This is a genomic window from Amycolatopsis xylanica, assembly GCF_900107045.1.
Lineage (GTDB): Bacteria > Actinomycetota > Actinomycetes > Mycobacteriales > Pseudonocardiaceae > Amycolatopsis > Amycolatopsis xylanica.
Map to the genome: position 1 here is coordinate 1,159,327 of NZ_FNON01000001.1, position 20,040 is coordinate 1,179,366.

Annotated in this window: 21 protein-coding genes; 10 read left to right on the forward strand and 11 right to left on the reverse strand. The window is 68.9% G+C overall.

What is annotated here, in order from left to right:
* Positions 1 to 10: 10 nt before the first annotated feature.
* The 7 genes from BLV57_RS05035 to BLV57_RS05065 all read right to left on the reverse strand — a co-directional run bounded on the left by BLV57_RS05035 (position 11) and on the right by BLV57_RS05065 (position 7,368).
* Positions 11 to 478 (reverse strand): flavin reductase family protein, encoded by a 468-nt coding sequence (locus tag BLV57_RS05035; protein WP_176968494.1) that lies wholly within the window; start codon positions 476 to 478, stop codon positions 11 to 13.
* Positions 478 to 1,848: a dihydroorotase gene (locus tag BLV57_RS05040; protein ID WP_091287122.1), complete on the reverse strand. Its 1,371-nt coding sequence runs from the start codon at positions 1,846 to 1,848 to the stop codon at positions 478 to 480. The genes BLV57_RS05035 and BLV57_RS05040 overlap by 1 nt, the downstream gene beginning before the upstream one ends.
* A complete protein-coding gene (locus BLV57_RS05045; RefSeq protein ID WP_091287125.1) occupies positions 1,836 to 2,942 on the reverse strand; it encodes an acyl-CoA dehydrogenase family protein in 1,107 nt (368 codons plus the stop codon). Before BLV57_RS05045 ends, BLV57_RS05040 begins: the two co-directional genes overlap by 13 nt.
* Positions 2,924 to 3,958, reverse strand: a complete 1,035-nt coding sequence (locus BLV57_RS05050) for a PrpF domain-containing protein (RefSeq protein WP_091287128.1) — start codon at positions 3,956 to 3,958, stop codon at positions 2,924 to 2,926. Before BLV57_RS05050 ends, BLV57_RS05045 begins: the two co-directional genes overlap by 19 nt.
* Positions 3,958 to 5,736, reverse strand: coding sequence for an asparagine synthase (glutamine-hydrolyzing) (asnB, locus tag BLV57_RS05055; RefSeq protein ID WP_091287131.1), 1,779 nt, complete (start codon positions 5,734 to 5,736; stop codon positions 3,958 to 3,960). The genes BLV57_RS05050 and asnB overlap by 1 nt, the downstream gene beginning before the upstream one ends.
* 5 nt (positions 5,737 to 5,741) lie before the next feature.
* Positions 5,742 to 6,527 carry a cupin domain-containing protein gene (locus tag BLV57_RS05060; RefSeq protein ID WP_091287133.1) on the reverse strand — a complete coding sequence of 262 codons (786 nt, stop codon included), beginning with the start codon at positions 6,525 to 6,527 and terminating at the stop codon, positions 5,742 to 5,744.
* 256 nt (positions 6,528 to 6,783) lie between these two features.
* The gene (locus BLV57_RS05065) at positions 6,784 to 7,368 is read right to left on the reverse strand and encodes a TetR/AcrR family transcriptional regulator (protein ID WP_091287136.1); all 585 of its coding nucleotides are present in this window, start codon (positions 7,366 to 7,368) and stop codon (positions 6,784 to 6,786) included.
* A 217-nt stretch (positions 7,369 to 7,585) separates the two neighbouring features.
* Here BLV57_RS05065 and BLV57_RS05070 point away from each other — a divergent pair, with 217 nt between their 5' ends.
* The 4 genes from BLV57_RS05070 to BLV57_RS05085 all read left to right on the forward strand — a co-directional run bounded on the left by BLV57_RS05070 (position 7,586) and on the right by BLV57_RS05085 (position 10,915).
* On the forward strand, positions 7,586 to 8,008 hold the full coding sequence (locus BLV57_RS05070; RefSeq protein ID WP_091287139.1) for a GlcG/HbpS family heme-binding protein: 423 nt from the start codon (positions 7,586 to 7,588) through the stop codon (positions 8,006 to 8,008).
* 18 nt (positions 8,009 to 8,026) lie between these two features.
* Positions 8,027 to 9,232 carry a Cmx/CmrA family chloramphenicol efflux MFS transporter gene (locus tag BLV57_RS05075; RefSeq protein ID WP_091287140.1) on the forward strand — a complete coding sequence of 402 codons (1,206 nt, stop codon included), beginning with the start codon at positions 8,027 to 8,029 and terminating at the stop codon, positions 9,230 to 9,232.
* Complete coding sequence (locus BLV57_RS05080; protein WP_091287885.1) at positions 9,192 to 9,377, forward strand: tautomerase family protein; 186 nt, start codon at positions 9,192 to 9,194, stop codon at positions 9,375 to 9,377. The genes BLV57_RS05075 and BLV57_RS05080 overlap by 41 nt, the downstream gene beginning before the upstream one ends.
* 89 nt (positions 9,378 to 9,466) lie before the next feature.
* Positions 9,467 to 10,915 (forward strand): FAD-binding oxidoreductase, encoded by a 1,449-nt coding sequence (locus BLV57_RS05085; RefSeq protein WP_091287143.1) that lies wholly within the window; start codon positions 9,467 to 9,469, stop codon positions 10,913 to 10,915.
* Here BLV57_RS05085 and BLV57_RS05090 read toward each other — a convergent pair.
* Positions 10,867 to 12,249, reverse strand: coding sequence for an FAD-dependent monooxygenase (locus BLV57_RS05090; protein WP_218134597.1), 1,383 nt, complete (start codon positions 12,247 to 12,249; stop codon positions 10,867 to 10,869). The genes BLV57_RS05085 and BLV57_RS05090 overlap by 49 nt on opposite strands.
* A gap of 105 nt (positions 12,250 to 12,354) precedes the next feature.
* Between BLV57_RS05090 and BLV57_RS05095 the strand changes: the two genes are divergently transcribed.
* Genes BLV57_RS05095 through BLV57_RS05105 form a run of 3 tightly spaced genes read left to right on the forward strand, consistent with a single transcriptional unit; the run spans position 12,355 to position 14,414 of the window.
* Positions 12,355 to 12,861, forward strand: a complete 507-nt coding sequence (locus BLV57_RS05095) for a mycothiol transferase (protein ID WP_091287146.1) — start codon at positions 12,355 to 12,357, stop codon at positions 12,859 to 12,861.
* 9 nt (positions 12,862 to 12,870) lie between these two features.
* The gene (locus tag BLV57_RS05100) at positions 12,871 to 13,233 is read left to right on the forward strand and encodes a YciI family protein (RefSeq protein WP_091287149.1); all 363 of its coding nucleotides are present in this window, start codon (positions 12,871 to 12,873) and stop codon (positions 13,231 to 13,233) included.
* Positions 13,230 to 14,414 (forward strand): RNA polymerase sigma factor, encoded by a 1,185-nt coding sequence (locus BLV57_RS05105; RefSeq protein WP_245757155.1) that lies wholly within the window; start codon positions 13,230 to 13,232, stop codon positions 14,412 to 14,414. Before BLV57_RS05100 ends, BLV57_RS05105 begins: the two co-directional genes overlap by 4 nt.
* A 307-nt stretch (positions 14,415 to 14,721) precedes the next feature.
* Here BLV57_RS05105 and BLV57_RS05110 read toward each other — a convergent pair whose 3' ends face one another.
* Positions 14,722 to 15,123: a nuclear transport factor 2 family protein gene (locus BLV57_RS05110; protein WP_218134599.1), complete on the reverse strand. Its 402-nt coding sequence runs from the start codon at positions 15,121 to 15,123 to the stop codon at positions 14,722 to 14,724.
* Between the two features lie 185 nt (positions 15,124 to 15,308).
* On the opposite strand from BLV57_RS05110, the gene BLV57_RS05115 reads away from it, so the two are divergent.
* From BLV57_RS05115 to BLV57_RS05125, 3 genes are read left to right on the forward strand one after another with little or no spacing between them, the layout of a single operon-like run.
* Entirely contained in the window at positions 15,309 to 15,638 is a 330-nt protein-coding gene (locus tag BLV57_RS05115; protein ID WP_091287158.1) for a hypothetical protein, read from the forward strand.
* Positions 15,639 to 15,696: 58 nt separating this feature from the next.
* The gene (locus BLV57_RS05120; protein WP_218134601.1) at positions 15,697 to 17,097 is read left to right on the forward strand and encodes a M4 family metallopeptidase; all 1,401 of its coding nucleotides are present in this window, start codon (positions 15,697 to 15,699) and stop codon (positions 17,095 to 17,097) included.
* Positions 17,098 to 17,124: 27 nt separating this feature from the next.
* Complete coding sequence (locus BLV57_RS05125) at positions 17,125 to 17,433, forward strand: protealysin inhibitor emfourin (RefSeq protein ID WP_091287164.1); 309 nt, start codon at positions 17,125 to 17,127, stop codon at positions 17,431 to 17,433.
* On the opposite strand, the gene BLV57_RS05130 is transcribed toward BLV57_RS05125, so the two are convergent.
* Positions 17,405 to 18,592, reverse strand: coding sequence for an MFS transporter (locus BLV57_RS05130; protein ID WP_091287167.1), 1,188 nt, complete (start codon positions 18,590 to 18,592; stop codon positions 17,405 to 17,407). The genes BLV57_RS05125 and BLV57_RS05130 overlap by 29 nt on opposite strands.
* Positions 18,589 to 19,890 (reverse strand): amidohydrolase family protein, encoded by a 1,302-nt coding sequence (locus BLV57_RS05135; RefSeq protein ID WP_091287170.1) that lies wholly within the window; start codon positions 19,888 to 19,890, stop codon positions 18,589 to 18,591. The genes BLV57_RS05130 and BLV57_RS05135 overlap by 4 nt, the downstream gene beginning before the upstream one ends.
* Positions 19,891 to 20,040 lie beyond the last annotated feature (150 nt).

Below are 20,040 nucleotides of genomic sequence, written 5' to 3' on the forward strand. Positions count from 1 at the left end.
GCAAGCTCCTTCAGTCTTGGGAAAGCCGCTGGTAGCGGCGGTCGTGGTAGATCAGGGGCTCGCCGGGACAGGTGCGCACGGACAGCACCTCGGCCATCAGCACGCTGTGGTCCCCGGCGTCGACGGTCTCGCGCAGCCGGCATTCCACGCTCGCGAGCGCGTCGGGATGCACCGGCGTGCCCTCAGGGCCCGGAACGAACCCGGTGCCGGTGAACCGGTCGGCGCCCGGTGTCGAGAACAGCCCGGCCAATTCGTGCTGGTCGGCCGCCAAGACGTTGACCGTCAGGTGCTCGCAGTTCGCGAACACCGGGTACGAGCCCGACGACTTCGACTGGCACACCAGCAGCATCGGCGGCCGCATCGAGACCGACGTGACCGAGGTGGCCGCGAACCCGCGCGGCGCGCCTTCCGAGTCGACGGCCGTCACGACGCAGACTCCGCCCGCGAGCGCCGCCATGGCCTCCTTGAACTCCTCCATCAGGCACCTCCCCGCACCAGTGCGGGCGTCAGCCATTCGCCGCGAGGGGAGCCGAAAGTCCCGTCGCCCGCGTAGACGGTCTCGCCGCGCCGCACGGTCCGCTCGACGCGTCCGGTGAACAGCCAGCCCGCGTACGCCGACCAGCCGCACTTCGCCTGGACGTCGGTGAGCGACCAGTTCACGGCCGGGTCGAACAGCACCAGGTCCGCGTCGAGCCCTGGCGCGATCCGCCCCTTGCGGTGGTCGAGCCCGAACAGCCGCGCGGGCTCCGAAGCGAGCAGCCGCGTGACGATCCGGAGCAACGAGGTGTCCGAAGCCGTCGGGAGACGGCGGCGCAGCCCGGTGAACAGTCCCGGCAGCAGTTCCTGCACACCAGGCAGCCCGGGCGGCGCGTCCGGCGGCGGCTGGACCTTGTCGCCGAACGGATGCGGCGCGTGGTCACTGCCCACAGTGGACACTTCGCCGTTGATCACCGCTTCCCACAGCCGATCCTGATCGGCCTGCTCGCGGATCGCCGGGCTCAGCCGGATCCGGGAGCCGTAGCGGCGCGTGTCGTCGGTGGTGAACGACAGATGGTGCCCGGTCACCTCCCAGGTGACCGGCAGCCCGGCCGCGCCCGCCGCGGTCAGCAGGTCCGCCTCCTCGCGGCTGGACACGTGCAGCACATGTATCGCCGTGCCATGCCGCCTGACCAGTGCGATCAGCTTCGCCACCGCGACGATCCCGCCGGTGCGCGGCCGGAACCGCTCGTAGTCGCGGTACTCCGGCGGCGAACCCTGCCACTGATCCAGCAGGGCGAACACGTCGTCGTCTTCCGCGTGGAACAGCAGGCGCAGGCGCTTCTCCTTCGCGATCTGGAACAAACGGTCCAGACGCGCCGGGTCGCGCAGCACGTGCGGCGCGGTGTGATGCCCGGTCAGGAACGCTTTCGCCGACGTCGCCTCGGCAGGCGAGAAGTCGAGCAGCCGGTCCACCTGATCGGGGTCGACGCCCGCGTGGAACCGGTAGTCGACCAGGCTCGTGCCGCGCACGGCCGCGTCCTTGTCGCGCGCGTCGGCCGGGGTGAAGGTCGCCGGCTTGGTGTTCGGCATGTCGATCACCGTGGTGATCCCGCCGGCCACGGCCGCGCGGGACGCGAACGCCCACTCTTCCTTCTGCGTCAGCCCTGGTGTCCGGAAATGCACGTGGGAGTCGATCAGCCCCGGCAGCACGTACCGGCCGGAAGCGTCGATCTCCTCGCGGCCCACCGCGCCACTACGAGCGGGCAGCAGGTCATCGATCACTCCGTCGCGCACGGCAATGTCCCGCACGTCGCCGGAGTCGGCCAGCCTGCCGCCCCTGACGACGAGGTCGTAGGTCACGCTGCCCATGGCATGCTCACCAACTCCCGGCTCAGGTCGTTCGTCGGTCCCATCAGCGCGACCGCGCGGGCGTCGCGCGCCATCCGGTTGATCGGGTTCGTCACCACGTACCCGGCGCTGCCGAGCATCCGCGCCACCCCGGCGACGACGTCTTCACACGCCTGCGACGCGTGGATCTTGCTGTGCAGGGTCACGTCGCCAGGCTCGGCTGCTTCCCGGCGCCCGGCCTGCTCGACCAGCGCCCGCGCCGACTCGACCTGCGACCGCAGATCGACCAGCCGGTGCCGCACCGCTTGCAGGTCCAGCAACGATTTCCGTTGCGCCGCTTGGAATCCGAGATCCCAGGCGGCCTCGGCGATGCCGACGGAGACCGCGCCGAGCGAGGCGCCGGTGCGTCGCACGCCCGCGATGATCGTGCTCGCCGTGTCCCGCGGCCCGAGCAGTGCGTCGACGCCCACCTGGCAGTCCTTGAGCTCCACGAACCCCGTCGCCGAGGCACGCATGCCGACCAGGTCGAGGCTCAGATCCGGCTCGATGCCCGGGTTCGTCGCCGGGATCAGGAAGAAGCTCTGCCCGCTCGACCCGTACGCCGAGTCGTCCTCGACCTGGGTCGTCTGCGCGAGCACCAGGTAGACGTCGGTGAGCCCGGCGCCGGTGGTGAACGCCTTGCCGCCGCTGATCGACCAGCCGTCCTCACGCTCGTCGGCGATGGTGGCCAGGTTCTTCTTCGCCGCGCCCGCGCCGGATTCGCTCCACGCGGACGCAGCCAGCCACTCGCCGGTCGCCAGTTTCGGCAACAGGTCTTCGCGCTGCGCCGGGCTGCCCCACTCGGCGATCCGGCTGCACACGGCCATGTGCTGGAACAAGATGATCGCAGTCGACGGATCGTGGTACGCGATCCGCGCGATCGCCCGGTTGACGGCCAGCCCGTCACCGCCCGCGCCGCCATATTCCTTGGGCACGCTCAGCGCGGGTAACGACGACCCGCGGACCGCTCGCAGCACTTCGGGCGAGGGCTTTCCGGCGAGATCGGCGGACGCGGCGTGCTCGCGGAGTATCTCGATCAGTTCGTCTTCGCCGATGGTCAGGTCGAGAGCAGGCATGTGTCCTCCTTACGGACGTGGGGCCGGAGCGAATCGATGGTCACCTCACCGGTGAACGCGACCGCCTTGTGCGGCACGCTGACCCACGACAGCCTGCTGTCGCGGTCATGGCCGGAGACCGCGGCGGCGGACGTGGTCACCCCACCCTTCGTACGGATCTCCAGCGGGCCTTCGCAGTGCTCACCGGCCAGCTGATACGGGATGGTGCCGCGGATTTGCCTGGCCGCGCCGAGGCAGACGGCGCCGGTCAGCGCCAGCGTCGGATGCCACGACGGCACCGAGACCGCGCGGACGGCGAGCTTGTCCTCCCCGTCCGGGATGACCGCGGCGACCTTGGGGAACGCGCCGTCGACCGGCCAGCCGTACTGCGCGGCTGCCGACCGCCGGATCGCGGTCATCGTGTCGAACAGCTCCGGGTTGTCGGCGAAGAGTTCGTCCTTGGTGTCGACGCCGAGGTCATGCCCGGAGACGAACAGGTACGGGTTGCCGACCGAGACGGCGCTGACCCGGATCGTGCCGCCGGAGTACGGCAGGTCCGTGGTGGTCTCGCCGAACGGCAGCAGCTCCTCGAGCGCGACCGACGGGTGATTGAGGAAGTGCGCGGTGAACGTGGTCTTGTCCCGCACGCATTCGTCGACCTCGCACACCACGTGGTCGTCGGTGTTGAGCACGCGGACCCGAACCCGGTGTTCCGGCGCGAGCTTGCCGATCCAGCCCAGACGGCTGGCGACGACCACGGACGACAGCACGGAATGCCCGCAGCTGCCCCGGAAGTCGAACCGCGGCGGGTCACCCGGCAGCACCTGCACGAAGCGGTAGTCCAGGTCGAACAGCGGGTGCTCGGCCTGGCCGATCAACGCGATCTTGGTGATGCCTTCGAGGCCCTGCTCGCCGAGCCACCTCAGCGCGTCGGTGAGCGCGCGACCGAGGTCGTTCTCGTTTTCGGGCAGTCGTTCCGCGGTGAGCACCAGCGTGGAGCTCGGCGCACCTTGCGCGTGCGCGATGTGGGCGAGCATCAGGCCGCCCTCCTTTCCCCCTGGCAGGTGATCTGCCGCGTCCAGATCCGATGGATCAGCAGTGACCAGATGGCGAGCGCGGACTCGTCGTTCGGGTTCGCAGCCTGGGTCTTAATCAGCCCTTCGACGGCTTGCGGGTCGAGCCTGCCGTCGTGGCCGCTCGCGAGCATGTCGCGTGCGTAGCCGAGCAGCGGCTGCCCGTCGGCGAGCATCGCCGTGATCGGCAGGGTGAACGGCTGCTTCGGCCGGTTGAGCACGGAGTCCGGCACCAGGCCGCGCGCGGCGGCGTAGAGCGTGCGCTTGACCTCGTCGCCGCGCACCCGCAGGTCCGTCGGCAGGCTACGCGCGAGATCGGTGACCGAGGTCTGGCAGAACGGCAGCCGCACCTCGACCGAGTGCGCCATGCTCAGGTGGTCGACGCGGCGCAGGTGATACGCCGGGAGCCGTTGGTCCACTTCGAACTCGGTGATCGCCGCGAGCCGGTCGCTCGACCCGGCCCGCAGCTGCCCGACGATCCGGTCGAACTCGGATCCGTTGTCGCGCAGGTAATCCCGATAGTCCTCTGTGTACAGCGCGTTCCTGGTCGCCGACGGGATCGCGGCGAGTGCGTCGACGTAGTTCCGGTCCCAGCCGTCGCCGTCTGTGAGCGCTTTCTTGATCCGTCCGTAGCCGCCGAAGATCTCGTCTGCGGCGTCACCGGAGAGCGTGACCTTGAACCCGGCTTCGCTGACACCCTGGAAGAGCAGGTAGGTGCTCAGCGTGATCGGGTCGGCGTTGGGCTGGCCGAGATGCCAGACGACCTCGTCCATCAGCTTCGGGAACTCGGCCGGATCGGCCTCGATCTGGTGGTACCGCGCGCCGCTGAGCCGCGCGACCTCGCGGGCGTAGCGCTTCTCGTCGAACGGCCAGTCGCCGGTGTAGGCGATGTTGAACGCGTGGACGTGCGGCACCTTCTCGGCGAGCAGCGCGGTGACCAGGCTGGAGTCCAGCCCGCCGCTGGTGATCGTCGAGATCGGCACGTCGGCCAGCGCGAGCCGGTGCGTCTCGGTGCGCAAGGTGTACTGGGCGCGCTGGCCCGCGGTCTCCAGATCCGTTGGCACCACAGGGAAATCGCGCTTGGCGCGCCGGTCGATCTTGAGCCCGCCGTCCCGGGTGTACACCGCCGTGGCGGCGCGGGGGAGCACCTGGACCTGGTCGAACATGGTCTGCTCGCCGAACGGCGTCTTGGTGGTCAGGTAGGCGTCGAGCCCGCCGATCGACTCTTCCCAGCTCGGGCCCGGCACGCTCAGCAGCGCGGGTAGCTCGGAGGAGAAGTAGAGCTGCCGATGGCGGCGGTCCCAGTGGTAGTAGAGCGGCTTCATCCCGGCCTCGTCGGTGGCCAGCACGAGCTTGGGCTCGGCGCGCAGGTCGATGATCGCGACCGCGTACATGCCGTCGAGATGTTCGACGAAATCGAGCCCGTAGTGGTGGTAGAGCGCGGGCAGCACGTTGCCGTCGCAGTGATCGTGGAAGACGTACCCCAGTGCGTGCAGCCGCTGCCGCAGCTCCTTGTGGTTGTAGAGCTCCCCGTTGAAGACGACCTGGATGTCGCGGCCGAGCTTGAACGGCTGCTCGCCGCCGTCGAGGTCGATGATCGCCAGCCGGTTGTTGCCGAGTGCCCAGTCGTCGCCGGCGGCGCTGAAGCGGGCGTCCGGCCCGCCGTGGCGCTGCAGCGCGGACACCGCTCGCAGATGATGGTGGGCGAGGTTGCCGCCCAGGTGTCCGTATATCCGGCACATGGTGACTACTTCACCTCCGCTGAGACGTTGGCGCGGGCATAGAGGACGGGGTCGAACGGCGTCGGGCCGCCGCAGGTGGCGAACCGGGCCGTGCCGTCCTCGGGATTCCTGGTGCCATGCGGGACACCGGGCGCGGCGAACAGCACATCGCCGGGGCCGACGTCGTGCCAGCGGTCGATCAGGTACATCTGCCCGTGGCCCTCGAAGGCGATGAACGCCTCTTCGCTGTCCGGATGCTGATGGACGTTGAAGGTCTGGCCAGGGTCCTGGATTCCACAATGGAGGCACAGCCGCGCGCTGCCGGTTCCCGGCCAGAACAGGAAGTTCATCACCGCGGTGCGCTCGTCGGCTTCGACCTCGCCGGTGCCGGCGAACCCGTGCAGCCGGGTCTCGTCGTTCCATAATTCGTTGTCCAGCCTGGGATTGCTGCCGGTCGGCTCGCCACCTTCGAGCTTGGTCCGCCAGACGTAGGCGGTGAGCCCGTCCGGCCCGGCTTCGAGTTCGAGCGTCTTGCCGGTGGGGGAGTGCAGCGCGCTGCCGCGGCCGACCTCGGTGCGGTGCGCGGTGACGTCACCGTGGCCGGAGCCGTCGAAGATCACCGCGACGTTCTCTTCCTCCAGCGCCCAGCCGAGCCGCCACGTCTTCCCCGGTGCGACTTCGACCACCAGCAGGGTGACCTTGTGCGCGCCCATCATCGGGCCGACGGGTTCGGCCACCCGGCCCCAGTCGAAAGGCGAAAAGACGAAATCCGCGGTACGGATGATCGTCCCTTGGATTTGTTCGGTAAGCATCCCGGATCCCATCGGTTTCGGGTTCATTTGATGATCGAGTAGCAATACCTCTAATGGGTGATTTGTTGCCCTCGAATTTCACCGTACTGAGTGACGCGAAGAAGTGCAAAGCGAGGGCGCTGGTCCGTATGAGTGATACTTATGTCGGCCGATCGCACCGAAGTTCTTTGCCAGACACGAAAAAAGTCGCGGATGGCGCCGACGGCCGAAACCGTTGGCAACACTCGCGACCCGGATTTGATTAAACGCGCAACTTCTATTCGGGAATTGCGACCAATGCCACATCGATGACCTGCTCGAGCGTCGAGAGGTCGGTGCTGACCGCGCTCATGATGCGCAATCCTTGAATCATGGTGACCAGAAAGTTCGCCAAGGTCGGAACGTCGGTCTCGACCGGCAATTCACCCATGCTCCGTGCCATGTACAGCGTCGCGCTGAACGAGTCCTGCAACGCGCCGATGGCGTCGCGGACGATGCGGTTCGTCGCTTCGTCATGCGGCACCCGCTCGGTGATCGCCATGACTAGTAGGCAGCCTGGGCGCCCCGGCACCTCGAGGGAGCTGTTGAGCCTGCCCAGTAGTAGATCCCGCATCACCTTGCGGATCGGCTCGCGCCGCATGAGCGCGCGGCGCGTGGCGTCCGTGGTCTGCAGGACGTAGCGCTGGAGCGCGAGTTCGTACAGCCCGTGCTTGCTGCCGAACGCGGCGTAGAGCGAGCCGCGGCCGAGCCCGGTGGCCTCGGCGAGGTCCTGGATCGACGTCCCCTCGTAACCGTGCGTCCAGAAGACCTCCATGGCCTTCTGGATGACCTCATCGGTGTCGAACTCGCGGACGCGGGACATGTCTCCAGGCTAACTCTGGTGTAACGAGCGGTCAAGATAAGCCCCGCAGTCGTGTACCTGACGACCTAGCAACCGGCGGGTTACCTGCACTGATGCGATCTCTTTGTCCGGTTATGTTTACCGATCGTTCCAGATTTGCTACGGTGAGGACAGGCCGACGCGGTGATGCGCTCCGGCCGGGAGTGAGCCGCGCGGCCCCCGAACAGGAGGTGCGCGCATGAGCAAGGTGCAGCGCCGGTCGTCGATCTCCGACGAGCTGGCCTGGAAGATCGTCCACACGGCCCATGAGGCGGCGCTGGGCTCCGACAAGCGGTTCGCCATCTCGGTGGTGGACGAGAGCGGGAATCTCAAGGCGTTCCTGCGCCAGGACGGCGCGAAACTCAACGCCGTGCAGGTGTCGCAGGACAAGGCGTACACCGCGGCGTCGTCGGCGATGCCGACCGAGAAGTGGTCCGAGATCCTCAAGTCCGACGAGGTGCTCGCGGCCGGCGCGCCCACCGGCGTCGCACGCCTGGTCAGCATGGGCGGCGGGCTGCCGGTCGTGGTCGACGGCGAGGTGGTCGGCGCGGTCGGGGTCTCCGGCGCCCACTGGACGGACGACGTGAAGATCGCCGAAGCGGGCCTGACGGCGGTCTCCTGACACGGGAGAGAGAATTCGATGCCCATCGCATTGTTCGTGCTGGGGCTGACGGTGTTCAGCCTCGGCACGACCGAGTTCATGATCGCCGGGCTGCTGCCGGAGTTGTCGGCGGCGTTCGGGGTCTCCCTGCCGCAGACCGGCATGCTGATCTCGCTGTTCGCGCTCGGCGTGGTCGTCGGCGCGCCGCTGATCACGGCCGCGACCACGCGGATTCCGCGTAAAGCCGCGCTGATCGGACTGCTCGGGGTGTTCATCGTCGGTGAGGTGATCGCCGCGGCCGCGCCCTCGTACGGGGTGCTGATGGCCGCGCGGGTGGTCACCGCCGTCGCGCACGGGTCGTTCTTCGGTATCGGCGCGGTGGTCGCGGCGAACCTGGTGGAACCGGCCAAACGCGCCCGCGCCATCTCGGTGATGTTCGGCGGGCTCACCATCGCGACCATCGCGGGCGTGCCGCTGGGCACCTTCGTCGGCCAGCACTTCGGCTGGCGCGCGACGTTCCTCGCGGTGGCGATCCTCGGTGTCATCGACCTGATCGGCGTGATCGCGCTGGTCCCGCACCAGCCGCGCGCAGGCCACATCGGCGTCCGGCAGGAGCTGGCGGCGTTCCGCAACAAGAAGGTGTGGCTCGCGCTGGCCACCACGATGTTGAGCCAGGCCGCGCTGTACACCGCGTACACCTACATTTCGCCGCTGCTCACCGACGTCACCGGCTTCTCGGCCGGGATGGTGCCGCCGTTGCTGGCGTTGTTCGGTGTCGGAACGTTCCTCGGCAGTGTCTTCGGTGGACGGCTCGCCGACCGGTCGCTGATGGGGACCCTGTGCGTCGGCCTGCTCGTGCTGGCCGTGATGCTCGGCGCGTTCTCGCTGGCGGCGCACAACAAGCCCGCCATGATCGCGACGTTGTTCCTGTTCGGTGTGGGCAGTTTCCTGATCAACCCCGCGCTGCAGACCCGGGTGATGAACGAAACCGAAGGCGCGCCGACGCTGGCGAGCACGAGCAACATCTCGGCGTTCAACATCGGCAACGCGCTCGGCCCGTGGCTGGGTGGACTCGGCATCAGCGCGGGCGCCGGGCTGCTTTCGCCGAGCTGGATCGGCGCCGGGCTGGCGGTCGCGTCGCTGGCCGTCGCGCTGGTGGCCGTCGGCGTGGACCGCGCAGGCAAAGACGAGGAGGTGACGATCGATGCCCGTCGTGAACGTGAACTGGTGGAAAGGCGCGGGTGAGCCCGAACGCCGTCAGCTGGTCTCCGAGCTGACGGAGACCGTGTCCCGGCTGGCGAAGTGCCCGCCGGAGGCGGTGACCGTGCTCATCAGCGACGTCGAGAAGGACCATTGGGGAATCGGGGGCAAGCTCGCCGCCGACCTCTAGCGGGCGAGCCGATCGTGGGTCGTGAGTGTTCTGACCGGTTCTAACCGGCCGCGGCACTCACGATCCACTTCTTTTCGAGGAGGTGTTCCATGATCAGCGTCGAACCTGGGGACTCGCGGTATGACGGCCTGACGACCGGGCTCAATCAGCGCTACGGCGCCAAGCCCGCCCGCGTCGAGCTCGTGCGCGGGACCGAAGACGTGGTCGCGGCGGTTCAGCTGGCCGTTTCGCGTGGTGAGCGGCTCTCGGTGCGCAGTGGCGGGCATTGCTTCGAGGACTTCGTGTTCCACCCGGACGTCGAAGTCGTGGTCGACCTGTCGGCCATGACCGGGGTCTATTTCGACACCGCGCGCGACGCGTACGTGGTCGAGGCGGGTGCGCGGCTCGCGGACGTCTACGAGGAGTTGTATCGCGGCTGGGGCGTGACCGTGCCCGGCGGGATCTGCTACTCGGTGGGCGCGGGCGGGCATTTCACGGGTGGTGGCTATGGGTTGCTGTCGCGTGCGCAGGGGTTGACGGTCGATCGCCTGCACGCGGTCGAGGTGGTGGTCGTCGACGACGGCGGGACGGCTCGGGCGGTGGTGGCCACGCGCGGCTCGGACCTGTGGTGGGCGCACACCGGGGGAGGCGGCGGGAACTTCGGGGTGGTCACGCGGTTCTTCTTCCGGCCGTTGGCGCGGCCACCGTCGGAGGTGCTGCTCAGCTCGCTCTCGGTGCCGTGGTCGCGGTTGGACGAAGCTGGTTTCGCCAGGCTGCTGGACGGTTATGGCCGCTGGCACGCCGAAAGCCGATCCGGCTTGTCGAGCCTGTTGACGCTCAATCATGTCTGCAATGGGAGCGTCGGCCTGGTCACGCAGATCGATGCCGACGAGCCCGACGCCGCTCGAGTGCTGGACGACTACCTGCATCGGTTGCTCGGCGACGTGTTCGAGCCGCCCCGGCGCTTGCCGTGGTTGCAGGCGACGCGGTATCTCGGCACCAGCTCACCTGTGCTCAACGACCCGACTTTGCGAGGTGAGCACAAGTCCGCGTATGTGCGGGCACCGTTGCCGCCCAAGCAGATCTCGCTCGCGTATCGGGAGCTGACCAGGCCGGACGTGACGAACCCGAACGCGATGCTGGTCGCGTTCTCCTACGGCGGGGCCATCGGTTCGGTGGCATCCGACGCGACCGCGGTGGCGCAGCGGGACAGTATCTTCAAGCTGCTGTACCAGTCGTTCTGGTCCACTGAGGATGGAGACGCCGCGAACATTGGCTGGGTGCGGGACTTCTACCGCTCGATGTACGCGTCGACCGGCGGCGTGCCGGTGCCGGACTCGTGCACCGATGGCTGCTACATCAACTACCCGGATGCCGATCTGTCCTCTTCGGACTGGAACACGTCCGGCGTCCCGTGGCATACCTTGTACTACAAGGACAACTACCCGAGACTGCAGGCGGTGAAGGCGCGCTGGGATCCGCTGAACGTGTTCCGGCACGCCCAGTCGATTCAGGCGGCCGGGCCGAACCACTGCTCGAGCGCGGACTCCGGATCCTGACCGGCCCACGCCACGTAACCGTCCGGGCGGACCAGCACGGCGGGCCTGCCGAGGTCGTGCGTGACGACGTCGACGCGGTCCTTCCAGCCGGCGGCCGCGTCGCACGCCTCGCCAGTGCACAGCAGCACGGGACGGCCCGCGTGCAGCAACTCGCTGACCGTGGTGGCGCCGATCGGGAAGTTGGGCAGGAAGCTGCCGACGAGCCCGCTCGGCGCGTAGCGGACGTTCTGCGCGGTGATCTGGTCGCTGAGGTACGAGTTCGGCTCGTCGAAGCTCAGCAGGTCGGCGACGAGTTCGCGCAGCGGGTCGAACTCGGGGCCGGGGCGCATCAGCGCGGCCTGGGCGCGGGTGTTGGCGATGACCTTCGCGGCGACCGGGTGCCGCTCGGCGTGGTAGGTGTCGAGCAGGTGCTCCGGCGCGCCCTTGAGGACCATCGCGAGCTTCCAGCCGAGGTTGAACGCGTCCTGTAAGCCCAGGTTGAGGCCTTGTCCGCCGAGTGGCGCGTGCACATGGGCGGCGTCGCCGGCGAGGAAGACGTTCCCCTTGCGGTAGGTGTCGGCGAGCCGGGTGAAGTCGCTGAACCGGCCGAGGAACGTCGGCTGTTCCATCGGGACGTCGTGGCCGACGATCCTCGAGGTGGCCTGCTGGAGGTCATCGAGGGTGACTTCGGCGCCGCGTTCCGGCAGTGGCTCGGTGAACTCGTGGGTGAGGATGCGGCTGGGCCCCATCGGATTGACGTTGATCAGCGTCCAGCCGGTCCGCCCGTGCGTCCAGCCGCCGGGGCAGCGTGCGGGATCTTCGAGCGTGGCGAGGCCGAGAATCCCGGCGAACGTGGCGGGCGTGCAGGTGCTTTCGATGCCCGCCAGCTTGCGCACGGTGCTGCGCGCGCCGTCCGCTCCGACGATGTAGTCGGCCGTGATGGTCGTGCCCTGGTCGGTGGTGACCGTGCCGCCGTCGAGGCTGATCACCTGGTGGCCGCGCAGGATCTCGGCGCCGTTCGCGCGGGCGCGTGCCTCGAAGAAGCGTTCGATGTCGGCCTGCGACTGGCCGACCATCGGCGGGCCTTCGATCGCGGGCGCCTCCAGTGTGAGGATCGACCGGCCCGCGAAGTGGAACGGGACTTCGAGTATCTCGTCGTACGCGTGTTCGGGCTGCGGGAGGTAGCCGCGTCGCAGCATCGACTGCACGGTCCTGGCGTGCAGGGTGCCCGCGCGGGGCTCATCGTGCGTTTCGGTGAGCTTTTCGACCACGGTGGTCTCGATGCCTTGTAAACCCAGCTCCGCGGCCAGGAGCATCCCGACCGGACCGCCACCGACGATGAGCACCTGCGCCACGTCCGACCCCTCCTCAAGATCCGTCCTCCGAGGAGTGCCCGAAATGCCGCCGGGGTATGCACCCGTTGGCTAGCGTGGAGCGAGCGACACGAAAGGAGCAACCTGGTGAATGTCGCGGAAGTGCTTTCTGACGGTTTCGGCCGGATCCGCGAGGTGGCGCACGGCGCCGTCGCGGACCTCGGCGTAGATCAGCTGACCTGGCGGGTGGACGGCTCGGCCAACTCGATCGCGTGGCTGGTCTGGCACCTGACCCGGGTCCAGGACGATCACCTGGCCGACGCGGGCGGGTACGAGCAGCTGTGGACGGCCGAGGGCTGGAGTTCGCGGTTCGCACTGCCCTTCGACGACAGCGCGACGGGCTACGGCCACACCTACGAAGAGGTCGGCCAGGTCCGCGCGGAGGGCTCGCTGCTGCTCGGCTACCTCGACGTGGTCCACGAGCGCACGCTGAAGTACCTGGCCGGATTGTCGGGCGCCGATCTGGACCGGGTGGTCGACGAGTCGTGGGATCCGGCGGTGACGCTGGGCGTGCGGCTGGTGAGCGTGATCTCGGACGGCCTCCAGCACGCGGGCCAGGCTGCGTTCGTCAAAGGTCTGCTTCCCCACAACTAGGAGTTCGCGATGAGGCAGTACCTGCTCGCCGTCCAGATCGACGAGAGCGTTCCGTTCGGTCCGGAGGACGAGGTCCAGGCCATGATGGCCAGGACAGGCAAGGTCACCGAGGAGATGAAGACCGCCGGTGCGTGGGTGTTCGTCGGCGGACTGGAGAACTCGGACGCCTCGACGGTCGTCCGCCCCGCCGACGGCACGACCACCATCACCGACGGCCCGTTCGCCGAGACGAAGGAGCAGCTCGGCGGGTTCTGGGTGATCCAGGTCGAGGATCTCGACGAGGCGCTGGCCTGGGCGGGCAAATGCGCGCTCGCGTGCGGCCAGGCGATCGAGGTCCGCCCGATCGACAGCGACGGGTCGCGCAGGCATTGACGGATCTTGACGACGTCTACCGGGCGGAGTACGGCCGCTGCGTGGCCACCCTGACCCGGCTGCTCGGCGACATCGGGCTCGCCGAAGAGGCCGTGCAGGACGCGTTCGCGGTCGCCGTCCAGAAATGGGACGAGCTGCCGCCCAACCCCGGCGCGTGGATCGTGACCACCGCGCGCAACCGGGCCATCGACCGCCTGCGCCGGGAGTCGACCCGCGAGGCCCGCCACGCGCAGGCGTTGCTGCTGCACCAGCCTGACGAGGAGGCAGACGTCGGGCCGGTCCGCGACGACCAGCTCCGCATGATCTTCACCTGTTGCCACCCGGCGCTGTCCCCGCTCGCGCGGACCGCGCTGACGCTGCGCCTGCTCGGCGGGCTGGAGGTCCCCGAGATCGCGCGGGCCTACCTGGTGCCGGAAGCGACCATCTCCCAGCGCATCGTGCGCGCGAAGAAGAAGATCCGCGACGCGGGCATCCCGTACCGGGTGCCCTCGTCGGCCGAGCTTCCCGATCGGCTCGCCTCGGTGCTGACCGTGCTGTATCTGGTCTTCAATGAGGGGTACACGTCGACGTCGGGTTCGTTGGTGCGGACGGATTTGTGCGTCGAGGCTGTGCGCCTGACGCGGGTGCTCGCCGACCTGATGCCCGACGAGCCCGAGGTGATCGGGCTGCTGGGGCTGCTCCTGCTCACCGAGGCCCGTCGGCCCGCGCGGGTGGGGCCGTCGGGGGAGCTGGTGGTGCTCGCGGAGCAGGACCGGTCACTGTGGAACCGGGAGTTGATCGCGGAAGGGCATGAACTGGTGCGCCGGTGCCTGCGCCGCGGTCAGCCGGGGCCGTATCAGCTGCAGGCCGCGATCAACGCCGTGCACACGGACGGGGCCGCGACCGACTGGACGCAGGTGCTGGCGCTCTACGACCAGCTGCTGCGGTTCAGCCCGTCGCCGATCGTGGCGTTGAACCGGGCTGTCGCGGTCGCTGAGGTGCACGGGCCTGCGCTCGCGCTGGCCGCGATCGAGGATCTGGAGTTGCCGGGCTATCACCTGCTGCCTGCGACGCGCGCCGACCTGCTGTCGCGGCTGGGGCGGTCGGCTGAGGCTGTGGTCGCGTATGACGACGCGATCGCCTTGGCGACCAATGACACCGAGCGCGCGTTCCTGGAGGGGCGGCGCGCTCGCCTGGCCTAGAGCGTGAAGGGGTCGTGAGCGTTGCGGGCGGTTCTAACCGCCCGCAACGCTCACGACCCCGATCCCCCAACGCAGCAGGGAACCCCTCGTTCACTCGCGCACACCACGCGGCGCGCCCGGGCCCGATCGCGCAGCGAGGGAACCCCCGAGTGCTTATTACGCACCCAGCGGCCCCTCACCTCACATCGAACTCGGCTGAGAAAGTCCACACCGGCCGGCCCAGAACAGGCCATGTTCGGCTTGACCTGGGTCGTGAGTGGTATGGCCGGTTCTAACCGGCGATACCACTCACGACCCCACCCACGACTCAGTCGGCGTGCTCGGGTGCGAAGTAGTCCCTCATCAGCGCGATCTTGCCGTCGCGCAGCCGGAAGATCTGGGCGAGCGACATGAACACGGTCGCCCCGTCCACGTCGTAGGCCGTGTCGATCTCCGTGATGAACACATCGGGGTCGGACGTGACGTGCAGCGTGTAGCTCGACTTGCTCACGTCGACCTTGCGATCGGGCCCGGCGGGCCGCGCGTAGTACTCGGCCAAGCCGGTGCGGATCGCGTCGCGCCCGGCGAGCCTGCGGGGGAACGGGTGGCCTTCGGGCACGAGCGGCGCTTCGAGCACGCCGTCGGGGGTGAACATGTCGGCCAAGGCGGCGGCGTCGCGGGTCATGCCGCAGTAGACGTAGCGCTCGAACAGTTTCTGTAGGTTTTCCACTCTTAATCGTCGCATACGGTCAAGATCGCGGGCAACGGACTATCGGGCAGTCCTGTGTGGACGCCCCGGCGCGGTCGTTGATTCGCTGCCGGAATCGTGACCACGAAACTTGGTCACCGCTGGTATCTGCGGCCGCGGCCGCCGCTCTTGCCCTTACCACGAAAGCCCCACGAGAGGGAAGGCCAATGAGTGCGGTCGGTGATTGGACATTGCACTACAGCTGGGGGAACGCGAACAACTTCGGGCAGGCACCGCTCAGCCTGAAGAGCAACGGGACGTTCACGGGTTCGCTGGCGGGGAAGTGGCGCCAGCAGGACGGGACGCTGCTGCTCAGCTTCGACACCGGTCCGGCCAAGTACGGCGGGACGGTCGACGCGAGTGTCGCTTCGGGGGCGATGTCGACGTTCGGCGGGCTCGCCGGAACCTGGTACATGCTCAAGCAGGGCGTGGTGGGCGCCACCGCCGCCACCCCCGAAATGGCCGGTTCGGTCGACGCCGCGGGTAACAAAGCGTAATACGAGAAAGGCGTAAGCCATGCACCGCCATTCGCTTCACTGCATCATTCCGCCGCATATGCTCGAGCAGATCGCCGAACGCGCGCCCGACGCCGAAACCCGCAGCGCGGCCCTGCGCGCGTTGTCCGTCGACCACAGTGTGCGTGCCGAGCGGATGACCGAGCACTTCACCCGTCCCCGCACCACCCCGGCGAGCCAATCGCTGACGCCGCACCTGCAGCGTTTCCTGTACTCGGCCGAGAACAAGCAGACGCTGCCGGGCAAGCTCGTCCGCGCGGAGGGCCAGGCCGCGAGCGGGGACGTCACGGTCGACGAGGCCTACGACGGGCTCGGCGCGACGTTCAAGCTCTTCTGGGACATTTATCAGCGCAATTCCATCGACAACATCGGCATGGACCTCAAAGGCACCGTCCACTTCGGAACCAAGTACAACAACGCGTTCTGGAACGGCAGCCAGATGGTGTTCGGTGACGGTGACGGCGTCATCTTCAACCGGTTCACCATCGCGGTCGACGTGATGGGCCACGAGCTGACCCACGGCGTCACCGGCCACCAGGCTGGCCTGGTCTACCACGACCAGCCGGGCGCGCTGAACGAGTCCATGTCGGACGTGTTCGGCTCGCTCGTGAAGCAGTACGCGCTCAAGCAGACCGCCGCGCAGGCCGACTGGCTCATCGGGCAGGGCCTGCTCGCGGCCGGGATCAACGGCGTCGCGCTGCGCTCGATGAAGGCTCCGGGCACCGCGTACAACGACCCGAAGCTCGGCAAGGACCCGCAGCCGGACCACATGAGCAAGTACGTCAACACCACCTCCGACAACGGTGGCGTGCACATCAACTCCGGCATCCCGAACAAGGCGTTCTACCTGCTCGCCATCGCGCTCGGGAACAACGCATGGGACAAGGCGGGCCGGATCTGGTACACCACGCTCTGCGATCCGCGCCTGTCGTCGACCGCGCAGTTCCTCGACTTCGCGAACCTGACGGCCGCGAACGCGAGCATGCTCTACGGCGCCAACGAGGCACAGGCCGTCATCGACGCCTGGGCGCAGGTCGGCGTGCACGCCACGTTCTCGCTGCCGAAGATCTCCGGCAACTGGGTGCTCCACTTCAGCTGGGGTGCCACCGCGAACTACGCGCAGACCGCGCTTTCGTTCAACGGCAACGGAACCTTCACCGGTTCGCTGTCGGGCAAGTGGCATCAGCAGGACGGGACCGTGCTGCTCAGTTTCGACACCGGCCCCGCCAAGTACGCGGGCACGGTCGACGGCAACGTCGGCTCGGGCGCGATGTCGACGTTCGCCGGGCTCGACGGCGCCTGGTATCTGTCCAAGCAGGGCACCACCGGGATCGCCAAGACCGTGCTGCCCGCTGCCGAGCCGGGTTCGATCGACGCGGCGGGCAACGCCTTCACCGGCAGCGTGCCCGCGGAACCGCGGGCGACGGAAACCACGGCCTAGAGTGAGGGGAACACAGGGAGGTGCTCGATGCGGATCACTTTCGAGTCCGACGGCGGCTTCGCCGTGTTCCCCGCTCTGCAACGGCCGATGACGATCGACACTGCCGACCTGCCGCCGGCGACGGCCTCCGAGCTGGAAAACCTCGTGCGTGTCGCACGCGAGCAGCCCCGGCCCGTGAGCGTGTCGCCGACGGCGGGCGCCGATCAGATCACCCATGTGATCACCGTTGAAGACGACGACGGTGAGCACAGCCTGCGGCTCACCGAGCCGGTCATGGACGAGGCCGTCCAAGCACTGATCGAGCGGCTCAGCGAGCTGCGGCGTAACCGGGCCTGAGCCCGGCGACCGCGGCCAGTCCGATGGCCGCGGTCGCCGGAACCAGCGCCGTGATCGGGATGAACTGGGCGAGCGCGCCCGCGACGGCGAATCCGAGGCCTTGCCAGAACATCAGCCCGGCCGTCTGCAGTGCGAGCGCGCGAGACCGGAGGTGCTCGGGCGCCACGTCGAGCAGCAGCCGGTCCAGGCCGAGGTGGTGCGCGAAGCCGAGTCCCGAGCAGAACAGGATCGCCAGCGTGGCGATGAAGCCGGGCCGCAAGGCGTACCCGAGCAGCGGCACGAAGACGAGCGCCGCGAGTGAGGCGATCCGGCTGACCTGGTGTTCGACGTCGAGTCCCCACATGCCGATGAACTCGGCCAGGATGTTGCCCAGCGGAAGCACGGCCATCATGAGCCCGAGCTGAACGGTCGAAAAGCCCTGTTCGTGGGCATACGGGTTCGCGAGCGCCTCGGGGAAGAGCGCGAGCGACGGGATCACCCAGCCGAGCAACAGCACCCGGCGCAACGCGGGCACGGCCAGCACGGCCCGCAGCCCGCCGAGCGAATCACGCAGCAGCGATCCGGCCTTCGCGCGCGGTGGCCGTTCCTTCGTCGCGAACCGCAGCAGCGCGGCCGAGACCACAAAGGCGCCGGCTTCCATGAGCAACGCTGTCGACGCCGTCACCGCGGCGAGCAGCAAGCCGCCGAGTGCGAGCCCGGCCACCTGCGCACCCTGTGACACCAGCCGGAAGAGGCTCCGGCCCGGGATGTAGGCCGGGCCGGGCAGTATCTCCGGCAAGGTGGCGGCGCGGGCGCCGGAGAAGATCGGCCCGACCAGCCCGATCCCGAACACCAGCGCGAGCAGCGCCCACACCGGCATGCCCGGGATGGCCATCGTCGCGGCGAGCGTCGCCGTCGTCAGATTGCAGGTCACCAGCAGGCGCCGCACCGGCATCCGGTCGACGAGCGCGGAGAACACCGTGCCCGCGAACAGATGCGGGGTGAACGCCAGCGCGAACACCAGCGTGGTGAGCAGGGGCGAGCCGGTGCTTTGGTAGACCAGCACCGAGGTGGCGAACTGCGCGACGATCATGCCGAGCATCGAGAGCACGTGCGCGGCGAACACCGCGCGGAACTCGCCGATGGCCAGCGCGTCGCGGTAGCGCGTCCGCGCGGTCATACCGCGCGGGTGACCGGCGCGCCGTTGCGCCAGACGGCCGAGACGTCACGCAGCGCGGTGATGTCACGGGTCGGGTCGCCGTCGACCAGCACCAGGTCGGCGCGCAGGCCGCGAGCGATGCGGCCCCGGTCGGTGAAGCCGTAGTGCGAGGCCGGGGTGGACGTCGCGGCGGCGAGCGCCTCGACCGGGGCCAGCCCGGCGCGGACGAGCAGTTCCAGCTCGACGAGCAGGCTGACGCCGTGTGCGATCCCGGGGATGCCCGAGTCGGTGCCCGCGGTGATCGGGACGCCAGCCGCGTGCAGCTTCGCGACATTGCGCGATGCCGTCTCCAGCACCCCTGGCCGCTCGAAACCCCAAGGGGCGTCGAGGAATCCGCGCTGTTTGGCCGACAGGAACGGCGCGACGCGCGGATCGGTGATCACGGACTTGGTGGCCGGGTTCTGGAGCGAGCCGAGCGCGCTCCAGAGCGTCAACGTCGGCGTGACGAAGGCGCCGCCGCGGACCGCGAGGCGCACGACGTCGTCGGCGATCTCGGCGTCGCTGAACAGGTGGACCAGGCCGGTGATCCCGGCGGACAGCGCGGTGCGGGCCATGTCCTGCCTGGTCGCGTGCGCGACGCTGGGCATGCGGTGGCGCTTCGCGGCGGCGATCAGCCCGCGTACCTGCGTCTCGGACAGGACCGGGATGCGCGCGCCGGTGATCAGGTGCACGTCTTCCAACGCGAGCTTGAGGTGATCGGACCCCTCGGCCTGGCGCGCCGCGACGAACTCGGCCGGATCGGTGCCGGGCTCCATCAGCGGGAACACCAGGCCGCTGTCCGTGCCCCAGCCACCGGGCACGGTCGCCCACCAGCCCGCCGTCCATAGGTCCGACAGCGGGGTCGGCGCGTAGGAGCGGCGCTGGCGGCGGATCGGACCGTGCGCCGCCGGGTCGCTGACCATGTCGAGCTCGGTGGTGACGCCGAAGCGCGGCGCGTCGGTGCGGTCGGGGCCGGTGTGGTGGACGTGGCCGTCGATGAGCCCCGGAAGCAGGGTCTTGCCGCGGCCGTCGTGCACGGGCAGGCCGCGCGGCCCTGCGCCTTCATGTACCGCGCCTTCGTGCACCGCGACGATGCGGCCGGCGTCGACCACCACCGTGCCGCACTCGATCACCCGGCGGCCGTCGAAGATCCGCGCGCCGACGATGGCGAACGGCCCGGCGGGCGCGGCTTCGGCGGTGCCCGTCACCGCCGCGAGCGGCAGCGCCAGCCCGGCGGCCAGCACACTGCGGCGCGCGATGTTTCCATGGGAAAGACACATAAGAACCCCCGAGATCCCCGTCAAGACTCGACCAGCGTAGGGCAAACGGGCGTGGTTCTGACCCGCCATCCGGGCAGTGAATTGGGCATATTGGAAGATCGGACCGGCGCCGCCGAACTGGCAGGATTTGGTTCCCCACCATGTAAAACT